Origin of the sequence: Streptomyces sp. NBC_00513 (assembly GCF_041431415.1) — a bacterium.
Taxonomy (GTDB): Bacteria; Actinomycetota; Actinomycetes; order Streptomycetales; family Streptomycetaceae; genus Streptomyces.
In genome coordinates this window covers 6,182,510-6,200,521 of record NZ_CP107845.1, presented here as the reverse complement: position 1 = coordinate 6,200,521, position 18,012 = coordinate 6,182,510, and the positions used below count along the sequence as shown (strand labels likewise).

The following is an 18,012-nucleotide window of genomic DNA, read 5'->3' as shown; positions in this document are numbered from 1 at the left end:
GGTGCGGTGGCGACTGTGCAGGGGGATCGGGTTGGTCACGGCTGTACGAGCCCTCCGTAGGCGTCGGGGCGGCGGTCGCGGTAGAAGGCCCACTGGTTGCGGACCTCCTCGATGAGGCCGAAGTCGAGGTCGCGGACCAGGAGTTCCTCCTCCTTGTCGCCGGCGACCTCCCCGACGAACTGACCGCGCGGGTCCACGAAGTAGCTGGTGCCGTAGAACTCGTTGTCCCCGTACTCCTCCTGGCCGACCCGGTTGATGGCGGCGACGAAGTACTCGTTGGCGACGGCCGAGGCCGGTTGTTCCAGCTGCCACAGGTAGGCGGACAGCCCTCGGGAGGTGGCGGACGGGTTGTAGACGAGCTGGGCGCCGGCCAGGCCCAGCGCACGCCATCCCTCGGGGAAGTGGCGGTCGTAGCAGATGTACACCCCGACCCGGCCGACGGCCGTGTCGAAGACGGGCCAGCCGAGGTTTCCGGGGCGGAAGTAGAACTTCTCCCAGAAGCCCTTGACCTGCGGGATGTGGTGCTTGCGGTATTTGCCGAGATAGCTTCCGTCGGCGTCGATGACGGCGGCGGTGTTGTAGTAGAACCCCTCGGACTCCAACTCGAAGACCGGTACGACGATCACCATGCCGGTCTCGCGGGCGAGGTCCTGCATGCGGCGGATGGTCGGGCCGTCGGGGACGGCCTCGGCCCAGCGGTAGTGCTCCGCCTCCTGCACCTGGCAGAAGTACGGGGCGTTGAACACCTCCTGGAAGCCGATGATCTGCGCGCCTTGAGCAGCCGCCGCGCGGGCGTGCTCCTCGTGTTTGGCGATCATCGACTCGGTGTCTCCGGTCCAGGTGGCCTGGACGAGCGCGGCGCGGACGACTTGGGCCATGAGCTGCTCCTCGCGACGGGAACGCCGACTTCTACGCACGTAGACGGTGTGCGTAGGGAGTAGAACGTAGGCCGCGTCACAGCGTGGGGCAAGAGCGCCTTGCGCGGTTGGAGTAGTCGATCGCACTACGTCGATAGGCGGTCATTTCCTGTCATCGGGCGGGCGAATTGGTACTCAAGTGGTTACGGAGTAGCGATACCGGCCACGCGCAGGGCATGTGTCAGGTCCCGGTGTCGGGTCCCCGGGAGGGCTCCCGCGGCCCGGAGCAACCTCGGGGCGAACCAGTACGGATCCCGTCGCGCCAGAGCGGCCGACTCCTCGGCCGTGCGCAGCCGCACGAAGGCGCCGAGCAGGGCGTCCGCCTCCCGTTCCCGACCGGCCGCGCCGAGCGCGAGGGCGGCCTCCGCGATCTCGGCGGCGGGCCGGGCCACGCCCTGGCGCAGCAGCGCGTCGCAGTCGGCGTCCCGGCCGGCCACCGCGAGGACCGCCGCCGCGGCCGCGAGCCGTTCGGGCGGAAGCGAGGCGGCCTCCCAGAGCAGGGTGGCCCAGTCGGCGGTGAGCCCGGCGCGGGTCAACGCGGCGGCGAGCCCGGGCAGCAGTTCGGCCGGCCAGGCCGCCGCCTCGCACAGCAGGACGTGCGCCTCGCCGGTGCGGCCCCGTGCCCGGAGGTCCGCCAGTGCGGCGACGAACACGGCGGTGCGGCGGGGGCCGGCGGGGCCGGGCGCGCGCGGCTCCGGACCGGGCGGCGCGGGCTCCGGGGCCGGGGGGCGGGGCCGCCTCGGTTCCGGGTGGCCGAACCGGGCCCCGCGCGGGGCGACGGCCGCCGCGCCGTCCGGCCCGCCCGGCGGCGCGGTGTCGACGGGCGGCGCGGGCTCCGCCGCCCCGGCGTACCGGGCACCACCCCCGGAGCGCCGGCCACCGCGCAGCCACCGCCCCTCGGCCCGACCGACCGGGGACGCGGCGGGGGCGGGGGCCGGGGGCACGGCAGCGGCAGGGCCCGGGGGCGGGGGCGCGTCGGGGGCTCGGCCGGGTCCGGGCGACGGGTCGGGGGCCGGGTCGGGGGCCGGCGCGCCGTACGGACCCCGGGCCGCCTCGCCGTACGGACCGTCGGCCGGGGCGGCGGTCGCCTCCGCGGCCGGGGCTTGGCGGGACCGCTCCGGGGTGGGTGGTCCGGGCGGCGCCTCGACGACCGGGGCGGGCGCCGCCGGGGGCCGCCGCGGCATCCCGGGCAGGGGTTCACCGGCCATGACGGGGGACGCGGTGTCCGAGCGCGTCCACTCCCGGACCTCGGCCGGGTTCATCGGAAGCGCGGCGAGCCGGGCCGTGAGGTCCTCGTGCCGCCCGGCCGCCCGGGCGGCGTCGTCCCGGGTCCAGGCCACCTCCCGCGCCAGCGCGGCCGCCTCCACCGGGTCCGGCGTGCCGGCCGGCCTGGCCGTCAGGCTGCGCAGCGCCGCCTCCGAGGCCTCCCGCTGCGCGGCGGCCGTACGGAGCAGGGTCCGCAGTTCACCCGCGCCGCCCGGGGCCCGGTCCCAGGCCCCGGCGGCGGCGCCGCGCAGCCGGGCCGCGTACTCCACCTCGCCGGCCACGGCCCCGGCATCACCCAGCAGGGACTCCACCACGTCCCACGGGGGAATCGCGGCTCCGTCCAGGCAGGCCCGCATCCCGTCGGGGTCCCGGCGCAGGAACTCCCCGTACCAGCCCGCCCCGGGATCCAGTCTCCGCGTCAACCCGCGCAGATATTCAGCGAGTTGAGCGATCAGCAGCGAAGTCGCCGTCTCCATGGGCGCATTGGATCCCACCCGTGTTACAGGCGGACTACAGGAGCCTCAAAGCTTGACGGCAATCGCGGTGTGCGGGCGCTTGCCGCGACGCACCACGGTGGCGGGCACGTCCACCAACCAGAACTGCCAGGTGTACTTGCGCATCATCAGCCCGCGCACCCGCTTGAGCCCGGCCTCGTCGAGCAACCGCGCCTCGCCCGGCAGTGCGGGAGCCCCTTCCTGGACACGTCCGCGCACATCACAGGGGCTGACGGTGACCCGGCCGCTGTTGCGGATCCGCTTGACCTTCCAGGAGTCGCTGCGCGTCCACACGTACAGCTCGCCCCCGTCCGCCACCGCCCAGACGGGGGTGGCGACGGGGGTGCCGTCCTTACGGAAGGTGGTGAGGCTGACGTACTTGCCCCGGCCGAGCTCCTCAAAGTTCATGCCCCGAGCTTAGGGGGTTTCGCGCGGATCGGGCCGGGCCGGGAGCGGGTCGTGAACGGCGACGGCGCCCGGGTGGCGGGAGACCGCCTCCCCCGAATCCCCGACACGGGCTCGGCCCTCGGGTACGGCGCAGGCCGCGAGCAGCAGGCCGCTCGCGAGGACGGCGCCGAGCAGTCCGAATCCGAGTCGCTTCGATGCGTTCGTGGCTGACACGCCCTCACGCTTGCCCCGCGCCCCGCGGGCCCCACCGCCCGTTGGGCCGTTCGGCCGATCGTCCCGCTCGAACGACAGGCCCGCGGGGCCGATCAGGCGTATCCTCGTCGCCCCTTCGACGGCACCCGCCGACACCCGCTCGACCAGGCGGCCGGCCCCGGCGGAGGCGAACCGGACGGGCGCGAACTCAGACGGGCACGAAGGCGCAGCGCCGCATCACGTCGTCGAGGGAGAGGCCGAGGGCACCGGCGAGGGCCGCCACGGTGAAGAAGGCGGGCGTCGGCGCGCGACCCGTCTCGATCTTGCGGAGCGTCTCGGCGGAGAGACCGGCGCTCGCGGCGATCTCGACCATGCTGCGCGGGCCTCGCGCCTCGCGGAGCAGCGCGCCCAGCCGTTCGCCGCGCTCGCGCTCTTCGGGGGTGAGGGGGGTTCGGACCATGCGGTCATCCTACCCCGGGACCCAATTTTCATCCCGTTAAAGTTATACCGGTATAGTTATTGGCATGGTGAAATTGAAGACGGACCGAGACATCGAGGAAATGCGCGCTCCCGGCCGGGTCGTGGGGCGGGCCCTGGCGGCGGCGCGGGAGGCCGCCGACGTCGGGGTCTCCTTGCTGGAGCTGGACGCGGTGGCCCGCGAGGTGCTCAGGGAGGCCGGCGCGACCTCCCCCTTCCTGGGGTACCGGCCGCAGTTCGCGCCCGTGCCCTTCCCGGCCGTGCTGTGCGTCTCGGTCAACGACGCGATCGTGCACGGCGTCCCGACCGGATACCGGCTGTGCGACGGGGACCTGGTCAGCGTCGACTTCGGCGCGAAGCTGGGCGGCTGGGCCGGGGACGCCGCGGTGAGCTTCACGGTCGGCCGGGCCCGCCCGGCCGACCTGCGACTGATCGAGACCGCCGAGGCCGCGCTGGCCGCGGGCATCGCCGCCGCCGTGCCCGGCAACAGGATCGGCGACATCGCCCACGCCGTGGGCACGGTCTGCCGCGGCGCCGGTTACGGCATACCGGACGGGTTCGGCGGGCACGGCATCGGCCGCTCCATGCACGAGGATCCCGGCGTGCCCAACGAGGGTCCCGCCGGGCGCGGCATGAGGCTGCGCGCCGGCATGGTCCTCGCGATCGAACCGATGGTGATCGCGGGAGGCACCGACGACTACACCTGCGACGCCGACGGCTGGACCCTGCGGACCGTGGACGGCAGTCGCGCCGCGCACGCGGAGCACACGGTCGCGATCACCGCCGGCGGCCCCAGGATCCTGACCACCCCGTGACGTGCCGGGCCGGCCCCCGCGGCCCGGCACGATCCGCGGGGGCCGGTGGCCCCGGCACGATCCGCGAGAGACGGCTTACGGGCGGCCGTGCGGGTTGACGACCATCGCCGCGCCGCCGCCCCGCCTGCTGGTCTCGGCCGCGGCCAGCCAGCGGCCGTCCGGCAGCCGCTGCACGCCGGTGGCGGCGCCGATCTCCGGGTTCTGCCGGAACCCCTGGCCGATCGCCTCCAGTTCGGCGCGCACCGGACTGTTCCACAGGCCCGGCTCCAGCTCGGTCGTCGTCTGGTTGCGCTGGCTGGCCCGCGGCGCCGCGATGGCGTCGACCAGCGGCAGTCCGCGGTCCAGGTGTCCGAGCAGGGTCTGCAGCACGGTGGTGATGATGGTGGCACCGCCCGGGGAGCCCACGGCCAGCACCGGTCGGCCGTGCTCCAACACGATGGTCGGGGCCATCGACGAACGCGGTCGCTTGCCGGGGCCGGGCAGGTTCGGGTCGGGGACGCCGGGGGCGGCCGGGGCGAAGGAGAAGTCGGTCAGCTCGTTGTTGAGCAGGAAGCCTCGGCCCGGGACGGTGATCCCGCTGCCGCCGGTGGACTCGATGGTCAGCGTGTACGACACCACGTTGCCCCAGCGGTCGGCGACCGTCAGGTGCGTGGTGTTCTCCCCTTCGTACGTGGTCGGGGCGGCCTTGCCCGTGGTGGCGCAGGGCACCGGATTGCGCGGGTCGCCGGGGGCCAGCGGGCTGGTCAGCGTCTGGCCGGGCTTGACGAGGCAGGCGCGGCTGTCGGCGAACCGCTGCGAGAGCAGTTCCCGCGTCGGCACGTCCTCGGCGGCCGGGTCGCCGACCCAGCGGCCCCGGTCCGCGAAGGAGATCCGGGACGCCTCGATGAACCGGTGCAGGTACTGCGCCTCGGAGAGCGAGCCCAGGTCGGTGCGCTCCAGGATGTTGAGCGCCTCGCCGACGGTGGTGCCGCCCGAGGAGGACGGGGCCATGCTGTAGACGTCCAGGCCCCGGTAGCCCACCCGGGTCGGGGCCTGCCGCTTGGTGGCGTACGCGCGCAGGTCGCCGGTGGTCAGGTCGCCGGGGCGGACCACGCGGGTGGCGGCGGGGTCCACCGGGGGCTTGCGGACGGCCCGCACGATGTCCTCGGCGATCGGTCCCCGGTAGAGCGCCCCGGTGCCCTTGCGGCCGAGCTCGGCGTAGGTGGCGGCGAGGTCGGGGTTCTTGAAGGTGGAGCCGACCACCGGCAGGGAGCCGCCGGGCAGGAAAAGCTTCGCGGTGGCCGGGAAGTCCTTGAAGCGGTCCTGGTTCAGTTCGGTCTGGGCCCGGAAGGTGGCGTCCACGGCGAACCCGTCACGGGCCAACTTCTCGGCCGGGCGCAGCAGTTGACCCAGTGGCCGCGAACCCCAGGCGTCGAGGGCGCTCTTCCAGGTCGCCGGGGTGCCGGGGACGCCGACCCCGCGCCCGCTGGTCTGGCCCTCGGCGAAGGGGATGGGGACGCCGTTCTCCTGGAACAGGCCGGCGTCCGCCGTCGCCGGGGCGGTCTCCCGACCGTCGATGGTGTGCACCCGACGGGTCTTGGCGTCGTAGTACACGAGGTACCCGCCGCCGCCGATCCCGGCGGAGTACGGCTCGGTGACGCCGAGCGCGGCGGCGGTGGCGACCGCCGCGTCCACCGCGTTGCCGCCGGAGCGCAGGACGGCGATGCCGGCGGCGCTGGCGTCGGCGTCGACGCTGGCCACCGCACCGCCGTGGCCGACGGCCACCGGGACCTTCGCGGGGGCACCGCCCGCCGGCGCCGACGGTGGCGCCGCCGCCCCGGTGGACACCAGTGCTCCGACGAGGGCGACCAGCGCCCATTGACGTGCGGCGGGACGACGCATCCGTACCTCCAGTCGACGGCCTGTCAGACCCCGTGCCACAGGCCCAGGCCGGCACTCTAACTTCACCGCGCCCCCCGCGTCAGGACGGCCTCGCTCGGGTTAACATCCGCGCCATGAACGACGACGTGCGCAACATCGTGCTCGGCGTGATGGCCACGGCCATCAGCGGCGGCTTCGGCTGGTTCGCCCGCACCTACCTGTGGCGCCGCACGCTCCGCCGCAAGCAGGCCTTCTTCGGGCTGCCCTCGGGCTCCGACTGTCTGTTCGTGGTCGGCCGACAGATGGGTGGCACCGAGGGGTCGGTGCATCGCAACGACGCCTTCGCGCTGTTGGAGATATCCGCCCTGATCAAGGACTGCGGCGCGAACCTTCAGATCGTCTCCCAGGACACGGTCCGCCAAGGCTTCGGAGAGCGGGCCGAGTTCTGTGTCGGCGGTCCCGTCTCCAACGCGCGGACGGCCGCCCACCTGGGGTCGATGCTGCCGGGCATCCGGGTGGACGTCAGCACGGAGGCGGGTCCCGACCGCGGCGCCATCGTCGTCGGCGACGAGACGTACCGCTGGAACAAGGGCCTGGTGGACCACGTGGTGCTGGCCCGGCTGACGACGGGACCGGGGACCAGGCCCGTGTTCCTGATCTCCGGACAGACCGCGATCAGCAACCAGGCGGGCGCCCGCTATCTGGCGCGCAATCACCGCGAGTTGGCCCGCAAGTTCGGCGGCGACTCCTTCTGCGTCGTGCTCAAGGTGGTCAACTCCGACGCCTACGGGCCGGACGTGGCGGAACTGTTGGCGGATGTCACCCGGTCGGCCCGGACACCCGCATCGGCAGCCGCGTGATCCCGTTGATGAAGTTCGAGACCAGCCGGCGCGGCGGCCCGGCGGACTCGGGCGGGGGCATCAGCGTGCGCCACTCCTCGTAGAGGATGCGCAGTTGGAGCCGGGCGAAGTGGGCTCCCAGGCAGACGTGTGGTCCGTCGCCGAAGGAGACGTGCGGGTTGTGCGCGCGTCCGAGGTCGAGCCGTTCGGGTGTGGTGAAGACCCGCTCGTCGTGGTTGGCGGAGGCGTGGAAGACCACCACCTTGTCTCCGGCGCGGATCCGCTGCCCGCCGAGTTCGGTGTCCACGGAGGCGGTGCGGCGGAAGCTGAGCACGGGCGGGTGGACGCGCAGGAGTTCGTCCACGGCCCGGTGCATGGGCACGTCGCCCGCGGCGAGCCGTCGATAGCCGTCCGGGTCGCGGGCCAGGGCGAGCAGGCCGCCGGGCGCGGCGCTGCGTACGGTGTCGTTGCCCGCGACGGTCAACAGGAAGAAGAACATCTCCAGTTCGGCCGGCTCCAGTTCGGCTTCAGCGAGGGCGGTCATCACGTCGTCGCCCGGATGCGCCCGCTTGTGGGCGGCCAGTTCGCGGGCGTACCCGAACATCTCGCCCAGCAGTGCCGGGGAGCGGGGGTTGAGGGGTTTCCCGTCCGGGCCGAGCAGCGGTGCGGGGGTGTCGTCGGGGTCCTGGTAGCCGATGACCCGTACGGTCCACTCCAGGAGCAGGCCGCGGTCGGCGGCCGGGATGCCCATCAGGTCGGTCAGGTTGAGCAGCGCGTACTCGTCGGTCACCGCGGACACCAGGTCGGCGGTCCCGTCCTCGGCGCCTTCGCGGGCGGCGCGCAGCAGCGTCCGGGCCCGCTCGCGCACCCGGCCCGCGAAGGCGTCGACGCGGGCGGGGGTGAAGGCGCGGGCGACGAGCCGTCGCAGCCGGCCGTGCCCGGGAGGGTCCTGGTTGAGCATGGTGCGGCGCAGGAAGGGCAGGTCGGCGGGGTCGGGGTCGCGGATCTGGGTGGCGCCGAGCCACGAGGAGTACGTGGCGTGTTCGCGCAGGACCCGTACGACGTCGGCGTGCCGGGTGACGGCCCAGAAGCCGGGTCCCGCGGGCCAGCCGAGGACCTCCGGTTCGGCCTGCCGGGCGACGGGGTGCCGGTCGCGGAGCAGCCGGTAGCGCCGGTACGGGATGTCTTCGGCGTACAGGCGGGGGTCGAAGACGTCGGGGACGTCCGCGTCGCCGTGCGTGGGGGCGGGGGCCATGGGGTCACGGTGCCGGTCGGGGCGCGTGCCTCGCAAGAGGACGGAACCCGACGGCGCGACACGATCCGAGGGGACCTCCTAGAACCCGCAGTGATCGGGTGCCAGGACGCTGTCGGGGCCGGCCAGGGTGACCTCGGCGTCCGCCGGGATCCCGGCGGAGGAGACGACGGTGCACATCACCTGGCGGCGGGCCGCCTCGGACAGGGGTCGCACCGGGAACGGCAGTCGGACCCGGACGGACCTCTCCCCGGTCATCTGCGTCAGCGGGCGTCCGTCGATTTTGCCCGGGGCGTTCGAGGAGGGCAGTTCGGTGTGCAGCCCGGCCGCCTTCGCCGCGGGGTCGGGGCCGTTCATCAACAGGGTGATCATGGCACCCGGCCCGTACGCGGGCCCGTCGGCGATCGGGACCGGTGCGAGGCGCCCGTCGGGCAGGACGAAGTACAGCAGGCCGGCGTCGGGCGGGGCGGCGACCGTGAGCACCCCGGGCCGGCCGATCTCCACGACGGGGGTGTCCTTGATCCCGCACGCGGTGAGCAGCGTCAGCGGCGCGGCCAGGATGGCGACGGCCCTGCGTACGGGGGTCACGCGCGGGCCTCCAGGGGCATGTCGAGGGTGAAGACTGCCCCGCCGTCGGCGCCGTTGGCGGCGTGCAGGGTGCCGCCGTGCAGACGGACGTTCTCCAGGGTGATGGCGAGTCCGAGGCCGCTGCCGGCGGACCGGGTCCGGGCCGCGTCGGCCTTGAAGAACCGGTCGAAGATGTGCGGCAGTACCTCGGGGGCGATGCCGGGCCCGCTGTCGGCCACCTCGATCACCAGGCGGTCGCCGTCGGGGCGGGGCGGGGCGGTGACGGTGATCCGGACCGGGGCGCCGCCGTGCCGCAGGGCGTTGCCGACGAGGTTGGCGAGGATCACGTCGAAGCGGCGCGGGTCGAGCCGGGCACGGACTCGCGGGGGCAGTTCGGCGCTCACCCGGTCGTCGTCCCAGTGGCGTCGTTCCAGGGTCTTGCCCACGGCCTCGGCGACGTCGACGTCGTCGAGGTTGAGCTCGGCCGCGCGGGCGTCGAACCGGGAGATCTCCATGAGGTCCTCGACGAGCACGGCGAGTTTGCCGGTCTCGGCGCTGATCAGCCGCAGGGCCTTGGCCGTGTCGGGGTCGAGGCTCTCGGCGTCCTCGTCGAGCACCTCGGTGACGGCGAGCATCCCGGCGAGGGGGGTGCGCAGTTCGTGGGAGACGTCGGAGGCGAACCGGCGGGCGCGGACCTCGGCCTGCCGCAGTTCCTCCACGGAGCGTTCCAGCGCGCCGGCCGTCTCGTTGAAGGTCCGGGCGAGTCCGGCGAGCTCGTCCGCTCCCCTGACCTCGATCCGGGTGTCCAGTTGTCCCCGGCCCATCTGCTGGGCCGCGGTGCGCAGGCGGCGTACGGGGCGCAGTACGCTGCGGGCGGCGAGCAGGGCGGGGACGACGGCGATGGCCAGGCCCGGGACGGCGCCCTGTTGGGCGGCGTCGACCATCGCGCTGACGGTCTGCTCCTCGGTGTTCAGGGGCATCACGGCGTAGAAGACGGCGCCGGTGGGTCGGTTGGACCCGTCGTGGACGAAGACGGCGGGCATCCCGACGGCGAGCATGGCGTTGCCCTCGCCGTCCCGGACCCGTTGGAAGGCGCCCGACCGGGTGTGGCGTATCTGTTCGCGGAACCCCTCGCCGACGAGGGGTGACGCGAGGGGGCCGCCCGGGTTGTTCGAGGTCGCCTTCAGGTCGCCGTACTCGCCGTACACCACCCAGGAGTGGGGTTTGCCGCGCCGGCCCAGTTCGGTGACCATGCTCTGGAGCTGCGGCCGGTCGAAGGGCAGTTGGACCGCCTGGTTGTCGATCTGGTCGCGCAGGGTGCTGACGGCGGTGTCCTGGGTCTGCTTGAGGATCGCGGTGCGGGCCTGTTGGTACGTCAGCGCGGCCGTGGTCACCGCGCAGATCGCGGCGACCAGCAGGAAGGCGGCGATCAACCGGGTCCGCAGGCCGAGCGGGGCGATGCGTCCCACCGGGCGCCCTAGAGGGGACCGAAGCGGTAGCCGAAGCCCCGCACGGTCTGTATGTAGCGGGGGGCGGCGTCCGGGTCCTCGATCTTGTGGCGCAGGCGCCGGACGCAGGCGTCGACGAGGCGGGCGTCACCGTGGTAGCTGTGCTCCCACACGTACTCCAGCAGTTGCCGGCGGGAGAAGACCTGCGCGGGGGCGGCCGACAGGTGCAGCAGCAGTTTGAGTTCGCTGGGGGCCAGCGGGACGTGCGTGCCGTTCTTCGCGACGGTCAGACCTGCGCGGTCGACGGCGAGCTCACCGTGCAGCTCGATCCCGGCGCGGCCGTCGGTCGGGGCGACCAGGCGCCGCAACACGGCCCGGACCCGGGCCTCGATGATCTCGGTGCGGACGGGCTTGACGACGTAGTCGTCGGCGCCCGCCTCCAGGCCGACGACGATGTCGAAGTCGTCGCCGCGCGCGGTGAGCATGATGACGGGGACCTGGCTGGTCTCACGGATGCGACGGCAGACCTGGACTCCGTTGATGCCCGGCAGCATGAGGTCGAGGAGCACCAGCTCGGGTCGGAAGCCGGCCATCAGGGCCAGGCCGTCCTCCCCGGTCTCGGCGGTGCTCACCTCGTGGCCTCTGCGGCGAAGGCCGAGGGCGACCCCTTCCCGGATGGAAGGGTCGTCCTCGATCAGCAGTACGCGTGGCATCCGATCAGTATCCAGTGCGGTTCGGGTGCCTTCCTCCCCCTACCGGCCCGTTCTCCGGCGGAGGGATTCAAGCAGGTCGGTGATCTCCGTCAGGCGCAGCGGCCCTGCGAGAAGGATGACGACCAGGGCGAGCGCCGCGGTTCCCGCTCCGACGGCGGCGAATCTGCCGAACCCGTCACACGCCAGGGCCGCCCCGTATCCGGCGGCCGCCGCCGGCACGCAGGCCAGAAGCAGCCGCAGGTGGGTGCGCAGCGCCGTGGTCCGGGCCCCGGCGGGGGTCTCCGCGCGCGGGCCCAGCCGGCGGGCGAGGGCGTACGCGGTGACCGCGGCGCCCGCCAGGTAGGCGAGGGAGGTGGCGCCGGCGATGCCGGTGACGACCCAACGCGGCGGGAGCAGGGCGTGGGCGGTGTAGGCCAGCGACGCGGTGAGCACGACGATGACCAGGTTCAGGAAGAACGGGGTCCGGGTGTCGGAGAGCGCGTAGAAGCCGCGGGCGAGCACGTACTGGGCCGAGAAGGCGACCAGGCCGGGCGCGAAGGCCATGAGGATGCCGGCGATGACCTCGCTGTCGGCGGGCCCCACCTGCCCGTACTGGAGGACGCTCGCCGTCACCCAGGGGGCGAGGGCGGCGAAGATCGCGGCGGCGGGCACGACGAGGGCGGCGCTGGAGCGCAGTGCGTACGAGACGTCGCGGCGGACGGCGGCGTGGTCCCCGTCGGAGGCCGAGGCGCTCATCCGGGGCATCAGGGCGGTGACCAGCGAGACGGTGACGATGCCCTGCGGCACCACCCACAGCTGGTAGGCGTTGCTGTAGGCGACGTAGCCGGCGCCGCCCGCGACCCCGGAGTCGTCGGCCAGTTGACCGGCGGTGGTGGAGAGCAGGGTGACGACCCAGTAGGCGAACTGGTTGGTGAGGACCAGGGCGACGAGCCAGCCCGCGTTGCGCAGCGGGCGGGTGAGGCCGCTGCCGCGCCAGTCGAAGCGGGGGCGCCAGCGGAAGCCGGCCCCGCGCAGCGACGGGATCAGGGCGAGGGCCTGGACGACGATGCCGGCGGTGGTGCCGATGCCGAGCAGTCGGGTCTCGGACGCGCTCAGCACCTCGTCCCCGCCGACGGACACGTACAGGTGGAAACCGAAGACGGCGATGAGGACGAGGTTGTTGAGGATCGGGGTCCACATCATCGCCCCGAACCGGCCCCGGGCGTTCAGCACCTGCCCGAGCAGGGTGAACAGCCCGTAGAAGAGGATCTGCGGGAGGCAGAACCGGGCCAGGGCCACGGTGGTGTCCAGTTGGGCCGCGCTGTAGCCGGCGGGCGCGTAGGCCCGGACGATCCACGGCGTGGCGAGGACCGCGGCGGCGGTGAGCGCGAGGAGCGCGAGGACGCAGACGGTCAGCAGTCGGTCCGTGTAGGCGACGCCGCCGTCCTCGTGGCGTTTGGCCGCCTTGATCAGTTCGGGGACGAAGACGGCGTTGAGCGCGCCGCCGATCAGCAGGATGTACACGATGTTGGGGATGGTGTTGGCGACGGCGTAGCCGTCACCGAGGAAGTGGGTTCCGAGCGCGGCGACGACCACGGCGGAACGGACGAAGCCGGTGGCGCGCGAGACGATCGAACCGGCGGCCATCAGCGCACCGCTGCGCAGCACGGAGCTCTTGGCGGGCGCCGCCGGAGCGCCGCCCGGCGCCGGTCTCGTCTCGGTGGGGGCGCTCACCGGTGGGCACGGGGGGCCGCGAGGGCCCGGTCGCGCGCGGTGCTGTCGTGTCCGTTCAAGGGTCTCTCCCGCTTGCCTGGTGCTTCGGCGATCCGACCGGCGGTGAACGTGTGTTCGCCGAGGTCGAGGGGGGAGGGTACCCCGCGGGCGTCGTACCCATCGGATCCGGTGGGTGGGGCGAGGGGGCGAGGGGGCCGCGGACCCGGCGGGAATCGGGCCGCCGCGTTGTCGGCGCATTCTTCGTCCGCCGGAGCCGGGGGGTGCGTGAGGTGAGGGCCGAAAGTCCTTTCACCCGGGCCCGGAAGGACGTCCGCCCATTCCGCCGCTCGGTTCCCGATCGGGAACCGGCATTCGGTTGCCGGATTCACTGCGGTCCATGTCACATGCCCGTGGCCGATCTTTCTCGCGAAATCCGCAACCCGGGACCCCCGCACGCACTCTCCCTTTACGGACGATCATTACTTCGGAGGGGTTTCCGTTGAGCCGCACACGCCGTATCGACCTGTCGCGCCGTCACCTCACGCGGGCGCGCGGTCGAACCGCCGCTCTGGCCGGCGCCGCCGCGCTGGCGGCCCTCGCACTGACCGCCTGCGGGGGCGGTTCCGGTTCCGCCGGGGCCGATGACGGCAAGCCGGGGAAGGGCGAGAAGGCCGCCATGGCGATCTCGGTCAACCTGACGGGCGGCGAGGTGAAGGCAGGTCAACCGGTCACGGTGACCGTCGCGGACGGCAGGCTCGCCCGGGTGAAGGTGACGGACGGCAAGGGCGGTGAACTGGCCGGCCGGATAGCCGCCGACGGCCGGACCTGGACGTCGGAGCGCAACGCGTCGCCGGGGTCCGAGTACCGGGTCGAGGCGCAGAACGCGGAGAGCCAGAGCGCGGAAGCCCGTTTCAAGACGTCCGCGGCCGACAAGGTGAACAAGGTCACGATCAATCCGGGCAGGGTCACCCCGGTCGTGGGTGTGGCGCAGCCCGTCTCGATCGTGTTCGACAACCCGGTGAAGAACAAGGCCGAGGTGGAGAAGCACCTGAAGGTCACCACGTCGAACAACACCGAGGGTTCCTGGGGTTGGTTCAAGGACTATTCCGGCAATGACCGGGTGGACTGGCGCCCGAAGGAGTTCTGGAAGTCCGGCACCGACGTGAAGGTCGAGATGAACCTGAACGGCGTCGACTCCGGAGCGGGCGGCGGACTGTTCGCCAAGGACTACTCCACCGAGTTCAAGATCGGAAAGGACCGTCGGATCAAGGTGGATCTCGACACCCGGAAGCTGGCGGTCACCGAGGGCGGCCAGGTCGTGAAGACCATTCCGATCTCGGCCGGCACCCCGGGCGGCCAGAAGGCCTCCTGGTCCGGGACCATGGTGGTGATGGCGAAGGAGGGCACCATCCGGATGGATTCCCAGACGGTGGGCCTGGGCGACTCCTACGACAAGATGGTCGACTACTCGATGCGGTTGACCTGGTCGGGCATGTACGCGCACGCCGCCCCGTGGAACAGCGCCAACTTCGGCAGGGCCAACGCCAGTTCCGGCTGCGTGGGCATGAGCGACGCCAACGCGGCGGCGTTCTACGAGCAGGCGCAGGTCGGGGATCCCTTCGAGGTCGTCGGCAGCGGTTCCAAGGGGCGTGCGGACATCGGCAACGGGTACGGCGAGTGGAACCTGTCCTGGGACGAGTGGAAGGCCAAGAGCGCGCTGAACGGCGCGCCGCAGGGCGGCTGACCACGCGACACCCTCCGCCGCGGGCCGGTGCGTTGAACTTCAGCCAATCGTTACTCGTACGTAACTTACCCACGGGTTACCTACGGTAAGCCCCTCCCGTTACCGTCGGGTCACTTTGACACCGGCGTACGCGAGGAGCGACAGATGGTCCGCACCACCAGCACCGCGGCGGCCGCAGCGACCGTGGCGGCCGTGCTCGCGGCGACCGCCCTGGGCCTGGCCCCCCACCAGGCCCAGGCGGCGCCCGTCACCGGGCCCACCGCCACCTCCGACGCCTCGTCGGAACTGCGCTTCCACGACATCCCCGGCTCCGGCGGCATCACCCTCAAGGGCAACGTCTTCACTCCCGCGGGCGCCGGGGCCGGCGCGAAGTACCCGCTGATCGTGCTGCCCACCAGCTGGGGCCTGCCGCAGATCGAGTACGTCGCGCAGGCCAAGAAGCTCGCCGACTCCGGTTACGTCGTGGTCAGTTACACCTCCCGCGGCTTCTGGCTCTCCGGCGGGCAGATCGAGACGGCCGGTCCCGCGGACACCGCCGACGTCTCCGCCGTCATCGACTGGGCCCTCGCCAACACCCCGGCCGACGCCGCACGCGTCGGTCTCGGCGGGGTCTCCTACGGCGCGGGCATCAGCCTGCTCGCCTCGGCCCGCGACCCCCGGATCAAGGCCGTGGTCGCGCTCAGCGGCTGGGCCGACATCGTCGAGTCGATCTACTCCGGCCGCACCCAGCACCGCCAGGCGGCCGGGATGCTCGGCGTCGCCGGGCGGATCACCGGCCGCCCCGGCCCCGAACTCCAGCAGATCCTGGACGACTTCCTCGACTCCCGGCTGGATCGCGAACAGCAGATGATCGACTGGGGCAAGAAGCGCTCCGCCGCCTACGAGGTGGACCGCATCAACACCAACGGCGCCGCGATCATGCTGGGCAACGCCTGGGGGGACACCATCTTCCCGCCCAACCAGTACGCGGACTTCTTCGAGAAGCTGACCGGCCCCAAGCGCCTGGAGTTCCGTCCCGGCGACCACGCCACCGCCGAGGCCACCGGCCTGTTCGGGCTCCCCAACGACACCTGGACCAACGCCCACCGCTGGTTCGACCGCTACCTCAAGGGCGAGCGCAACGGCGTGGACTCCGAGGCCCCGGTACAGATCAAGTCCCGCAGCACCGAAGGCTACGAGGGCTACCCCGACTGGAAGTCGGTCGGCTCGGGCGGAACGCAGCGGCTGCCGCTCTCCGACAGCGAGCACGTGTTCGCCAACGTCGACTCCGGCGCCAACGGCGGCACCCTCTTCCTCTCCAGCATCCTCGACCAGTTCGTCAAGGCGCCCCCGGTCGCCTCCATCCCGCTCCTCCCCCGCGCCTTCGCGGCCGTCTGGCAGTCGGACCGCCACGACGCGGTCCGCAGGGTCCGCGGCACGGTCAAGGTGCACACCACCGTCACGCCCACCAAGGCGGACGGCACCTTCGTCGCCTACCTCTACGACGTCGGCCCGCTCGGCCTCGGCAAGCTGGTCAGCAACGCCCCGTACACCTTCCACGGGAAGACCCCCAACCAGGCCTTCGGGGTGGACCTCGACCTCTTCTCCACCGCCTACGACGTCCCGGCCGGCCATCGGCTCGCCCTGGTCGTGGACACCGTCGACCCGCTCTACATCGAGCACAACCCCACCGGCGCGCAGCTGACCTTCTCCTCGCCGCGCACCGATCCCTCGTACGTCTCGGTGCCGCTGCGCGAGCAGTGACCGCGGCTGTCGCCGGGCGGGTTGGCTCTTCGGGCCGCGGGCGGACTACGTGCGTCCGCCCGGCAGCGCCGTTCCCGGTTCGGCCGGGGCGACGGTGACCGCCTCGGTCTTCGGATTGCGCCGCTGCCGTCGCGCCACCCAGGTGGCGAACCAGGACAGCAGCATGCACATGCCGATGTAGATGGGAGAGATGATCATGACGACCGGGATGAACGGCAGGTCGTAGTCCAGGTTCGAGGCGATCAGCTTGCCCGCGTGCAGGAACTCCTCGTAGGTGATCAGGTAGCCCAGCGAGGTGTCCTTCAGGGCCACCACGAGCTGGCTGATGATCGTGGGCAGCATCGCCCGGACCGCCTGCGGGGCCAGGACGAAGGTCATCACCTGGGTCTTGCGCATGCCCAGGGCGTACGCGGCCTCGCGCTGTCCCTTCTCGACCGAGTTGATCCCCGTGCGGAAGACCTCCGCCAACACCGAGCCGTTGTAGAGGGTCAGCCCCGCCACCAGCGCCGGCAGCGGCTGGACCTTCAGCGCGACGAAGATGAAGAAGATCATCACCAGGACGGGCATCGCCCGGAAGAACTCCACGCACAGCGTGGCGAGCCAGCGCACCGGACGGTGGATCGACATCCGTCCGGTGGCCAGCACCGCGCCCAGCGCGAGCGAGAGCACGGAGGCGTACGCGAAGGCCTTGAGGGTGTTTCCGAGCCCTCTGAGCAGCAGTTCCTGGATGCCCTTGTACTCGAAGGGGGTCCACTTGGCGGCGGTGAACTGGTCGGTGTCGAAGAGCAGGTAGAGGATCCAGCCGAGCACCAACAGGATCAGCGCCGTGGAGACGACCCCGTAGAGGAAGTGCCGGCGCCGGGCCCGAGGACCGGGGATGTCGTAGAGGGCGTTGGACTCCAGGTCCCCGTGGAGCGTGTGCGCGGTCATCGGGCGACTCCGAACCGCTTTTCGAGCACGTGGAAGAGAACGCTGATGGACAGGGTGATGATCAGGTAGCCCACGGCGATCCAGACGAAGGTCCAGATGATGCTGTAGCCCAGCTCGTTGAGGGTCTTGTAGGTGCCCAGCAGCTCGTTGACGCTGAAGGCGCCCGCGATGGCCGAGTTCTTGGCGAGGGCGATCAGCGTGGAACCGATGGGCGGGATCACGGAGCGGAAGGCCTGGGGCAGCACCACCGTGCCGAGGGTCTGGTCGAAGGACATCCCCAGGCTCCGGGCCGCCTCGCCCTGCCCCTTGGGCACGGTGTTGATGCCGGAGCGCAGCACCTCGCAGATGAACGCGGAGGTGTAGCAGCCGAGCGCGAGGATCGCGAAGAGCTGGAAGGGCAGCACGATGCCGAAGCGCGGCAGGCCCAGCAGCACCGCGAAGAACAGCAGGGTGAGCGGGGTGTTGCGCAGCACGGTGACCCAGACCGTGCCGAAGACCCGGAGGGATCCGACGGGCGCGACCCGGAAGGAGCACATCACGAAGCCCAGGACCAGGGCGAGGAGGGAGGCGTAGAAGGTGAGTTGCAGGGTCCCGAGGAATCCCTTGCCGTAGATCGCGAAGTTCTCGGTGAGTACGTCCATGGAGGTGACTCCGC

Annotated in this window: 17 protein-coding genes; 4 read left to right on the top strand and 13 right to left on the bottom strand. The window is 72.3% G+C overall.

Annotated features, from left to right (window positions below; genetic code table 11):
• Positions 1-35: 35 nt before the first annotated feature.
• The 5 genes from OHA84_RS28345 to OHA84_RS28325 form a co-directional block, all read right to left on the bottom strand.
• The gene (locus OHA84_RS28345) at positions 36-878 is read right to left on the bottom strand and encodes a nitrilase-related carbon-nitrogen hydrolase (RefSeq protein WP_053681745.1); all 843 of its coding nucleotides are present in this window, start codon (positions 876-878) and stop codon (positions 36-38) included.
• A 182-nt stretch (positions 879-1,060) separates the two neighbouring features.
• A complete protein-coding gene (locus OHA84_RS28340; RefSeq protein WP_266969164.1) occupies positions 1,061-2,659 on the bottom strand; it encodes a hypothetical protein in 1,599 nt (532 codons plus the stop codon).
• Between the two features lie 45 nt (positions 2,660-2,704).
• The gene (locus OHA84_RS28335; RefSeq protein ID WP_053676828.1) at positions 2,705-3,085 is read right to left on the bottom strand and encodes a PPOX class F420-dependent oxidoreductase; all 381 of its coding nucleotides are present in this window, start codon (positions 3,083-3,085) and stop codon (positions 2,705-2,707) included.
• 9 nt (positions 3,086-3,094) lie between these two features.
• Positions 3,095-3,298 carry a hypothetical protein gene (locus tag OHA84_RS28330; RefSeq protein ID WP_159041316.1) on the bottom strand — a complete coding sequence of 68 codons (204 nt, stop codon included), beginning with the start codon at positions 3,296-3,298 and terminating at the stop codon, positions 3,095-3,097.
• A 187-nt stretch (positions 3,299-3,485) separates the two neighbouring features.
• Positions 3,486-3,737 carry a helix-turn-helix domain-containing protein gene (locus tag OHA84_RS28325; protein ID WP_053676826.1) on the bottom strand — a complete coding sequence of 84 codons (252 nt, stop codon included), beginning with the start codon at positions 3,735-3,737 and terminating at the stop codon, positions 3,486-3,488.
• Between the two features lie 64 nt (positions 3,738-3,801).
• Here OHA84_RS28325 and map point away from each other — a divergent pair, with 64 nt between their 5' ends.
• The gene (gene map, locus OHA84_RS28320) at positions 3,802-4,569 is read left to right on the top strand and encodes a type I methionyl aminopeptidase (RefSeq protein WP_053676825.1); all 768 of its coding nucleotides are present in this window, start codon (positions 3,802-3,804) and stop codon (positions 4,567-4,569) included.
• Positions 4,570-4,644: 75 nt separating this feature from the next.
• Here the strand turns inward: map and ggt are convergent, their stop codons facing one another.
• Positions 4,645-6,450 (bottom strand): gamma-glutamyltransferase, encoded by a 1,806-nt coding sequence (ggt, locus tag OHA84_RS28315; RefSeq protein WP_266969169.1) that lies wholly within the window; start codon positions 6,448-6,450, stop codon positions 4,645-4,647.
• 113 nt (positions 6,451-6,563) lie between these two features.
• On the opposite strand from ggt, the gene OHA84_RS28310 reads away from it, so the two are divergent.
• Positions 6,564-7,289 (top strand): hypothetical protein, encoded by a 726-nt coding sequence (locus OHA84_RS28310; RefSeq protein WP_053676823.1) that lies wholly within the window; start codon positions 6,564-6,566, stop codon positions 7,287-7,289.
• Here OHA84_RS28310 and OHA84_RS28305 read toward each other — a convergent pair.
• The 5 genes from OHA84_RS28305 to murJ form a co-directional block, all read right to left on the bottom strand.
• Positions 7,249-8,523 carry a cytochrome P450 gene (locus OHA84_RS28305; RefSeq protein ID WP_053676822.1) on the bottom strand — a complete coding sequence of 425 codons (1,275 nt, stop codon included), beginning with the start codon at positions 8,521-8,523 and terminating at the stop codon, positions 7,249-7,251. The two genes, OHA84_RS28310 and OHA84_RS28305, sit on opposite strands and share 41 nt — an antisense overlap.
• Before the next feature lie 78 nt (positions 8,524-8,601).
• Positions 8,602-9,108, bottom strand: coding sequence for a hypothetical protein (locus OHA84_RS28300; protein ID WP_266969171.1), 507 nt, complete (start codon positions 9,106-9,108; stop codon positions 8,602-8,604).
• Positions 9,105-10,556, bottom strand: a complete 1,452-nt coding sequence (locus tag OHA84_RS28295; RefSeq protein WP_053676820.1) for a HAMP domain-containing sensor histidine kinase — start codon at positions 10,554-10,556, stop codon at positions 9,105-9,107. The genes OHA84_RS28300 and OHA84_RS28295 overlap by 4 nt, the downstream gene beginning before the upstream one ends.
• A gap of 8 nt (positions 10,557-10,564) precedes the next feature.
• On the bottom strand, positions 10,565-11,248 hold the full coding sequence (locus OHA84_RS28290) for a response regulator transcription factor (RefSeq protein ID WP_053676819.1): 684 nt from the start codon (positions 11,246-11,248) through the stop codon (positions 10,565-10,567).
• 39 nt (positions 11,249-11,287) lie between these two features.
• The gene (gene murJ, locus OHA84_RS28285; RefSeq protein WP_266969174.1) at positions 11,288-12,961 is read right to left on the bottom strand and encodes a murein biosynthesis integral membrane protein MurJ; all 1,674 of its coding nucleotides are present in this window, start codon (positions 12,959-12,961) and stop codon (positions 11,288-11,290) included.
• A gap of 478 nt (positions 12,962-13,439) precedes the next feature.
• Between murJ and OHA84_RS28280 the strand changes: the two genes are divergently transcribed.
• Together OHA84_RS28280 and OHA84_RS28275 are read left to right on the top strand one after the other, a co-directional pair.
• Complete coding sequence (locus OHA84_RS28280; RefSeq protein WP_371591467.1) at positions 13,440-14,684, top strand: Ig-like domain-containing protein; 1,245 nt, start codon at positions 13,440-13,442, stop codon at positions 14,682-14,684.
• Between the two features lie 144 nt (positions 14,685-14,828).
• Positions 14,829-16,427: a CocE/NonD family hydrolase gene (locus tag OHA84_RS28275; RefSeq protein WP_266969176.1), complete on the top strand. Its 1,599-nt coding sequence runs from the start codon at positions 14,829-14,831 to the stop codon at positions 16,425-16,427.
• 45 nt (positions 16,428-16,472) lie between these two features.
• Here OHA84_RS28275 and OHA84_RS28270 read toward each other — a convergent pair whose 3' ends face one another.
• Positions 16,473-17,357 carry an amino acid ABC transporter permease gene (locus OHA84_RS28270; protein ID WP_053676816.1) on the bottom strand — a complete coding sequence of 295 codons (885 nt, stop codon included), beginning with the start codon at positions 17,355-17,357 and terminating at the stop codon, positions 16,473-16,475.
• Positions 17,354-17,998 (bottom strand): amino acid ABC transporter permease, encoded by a 645-nt coding sequence (locus tag OHA84_RS28265; RefSeq protein WP_266950491.1) that lies wholly within the window; start codon positions 17,996-17,998, stop codon positions 17,354-17,356. Before OHA84_RS28265 ends, OHA84_RS28270 begins: the two co-directional genes overlap by 4 nt.
• Between the last annotated feature and the right edge of the window lie 14 nt (positions 17,999-18,012).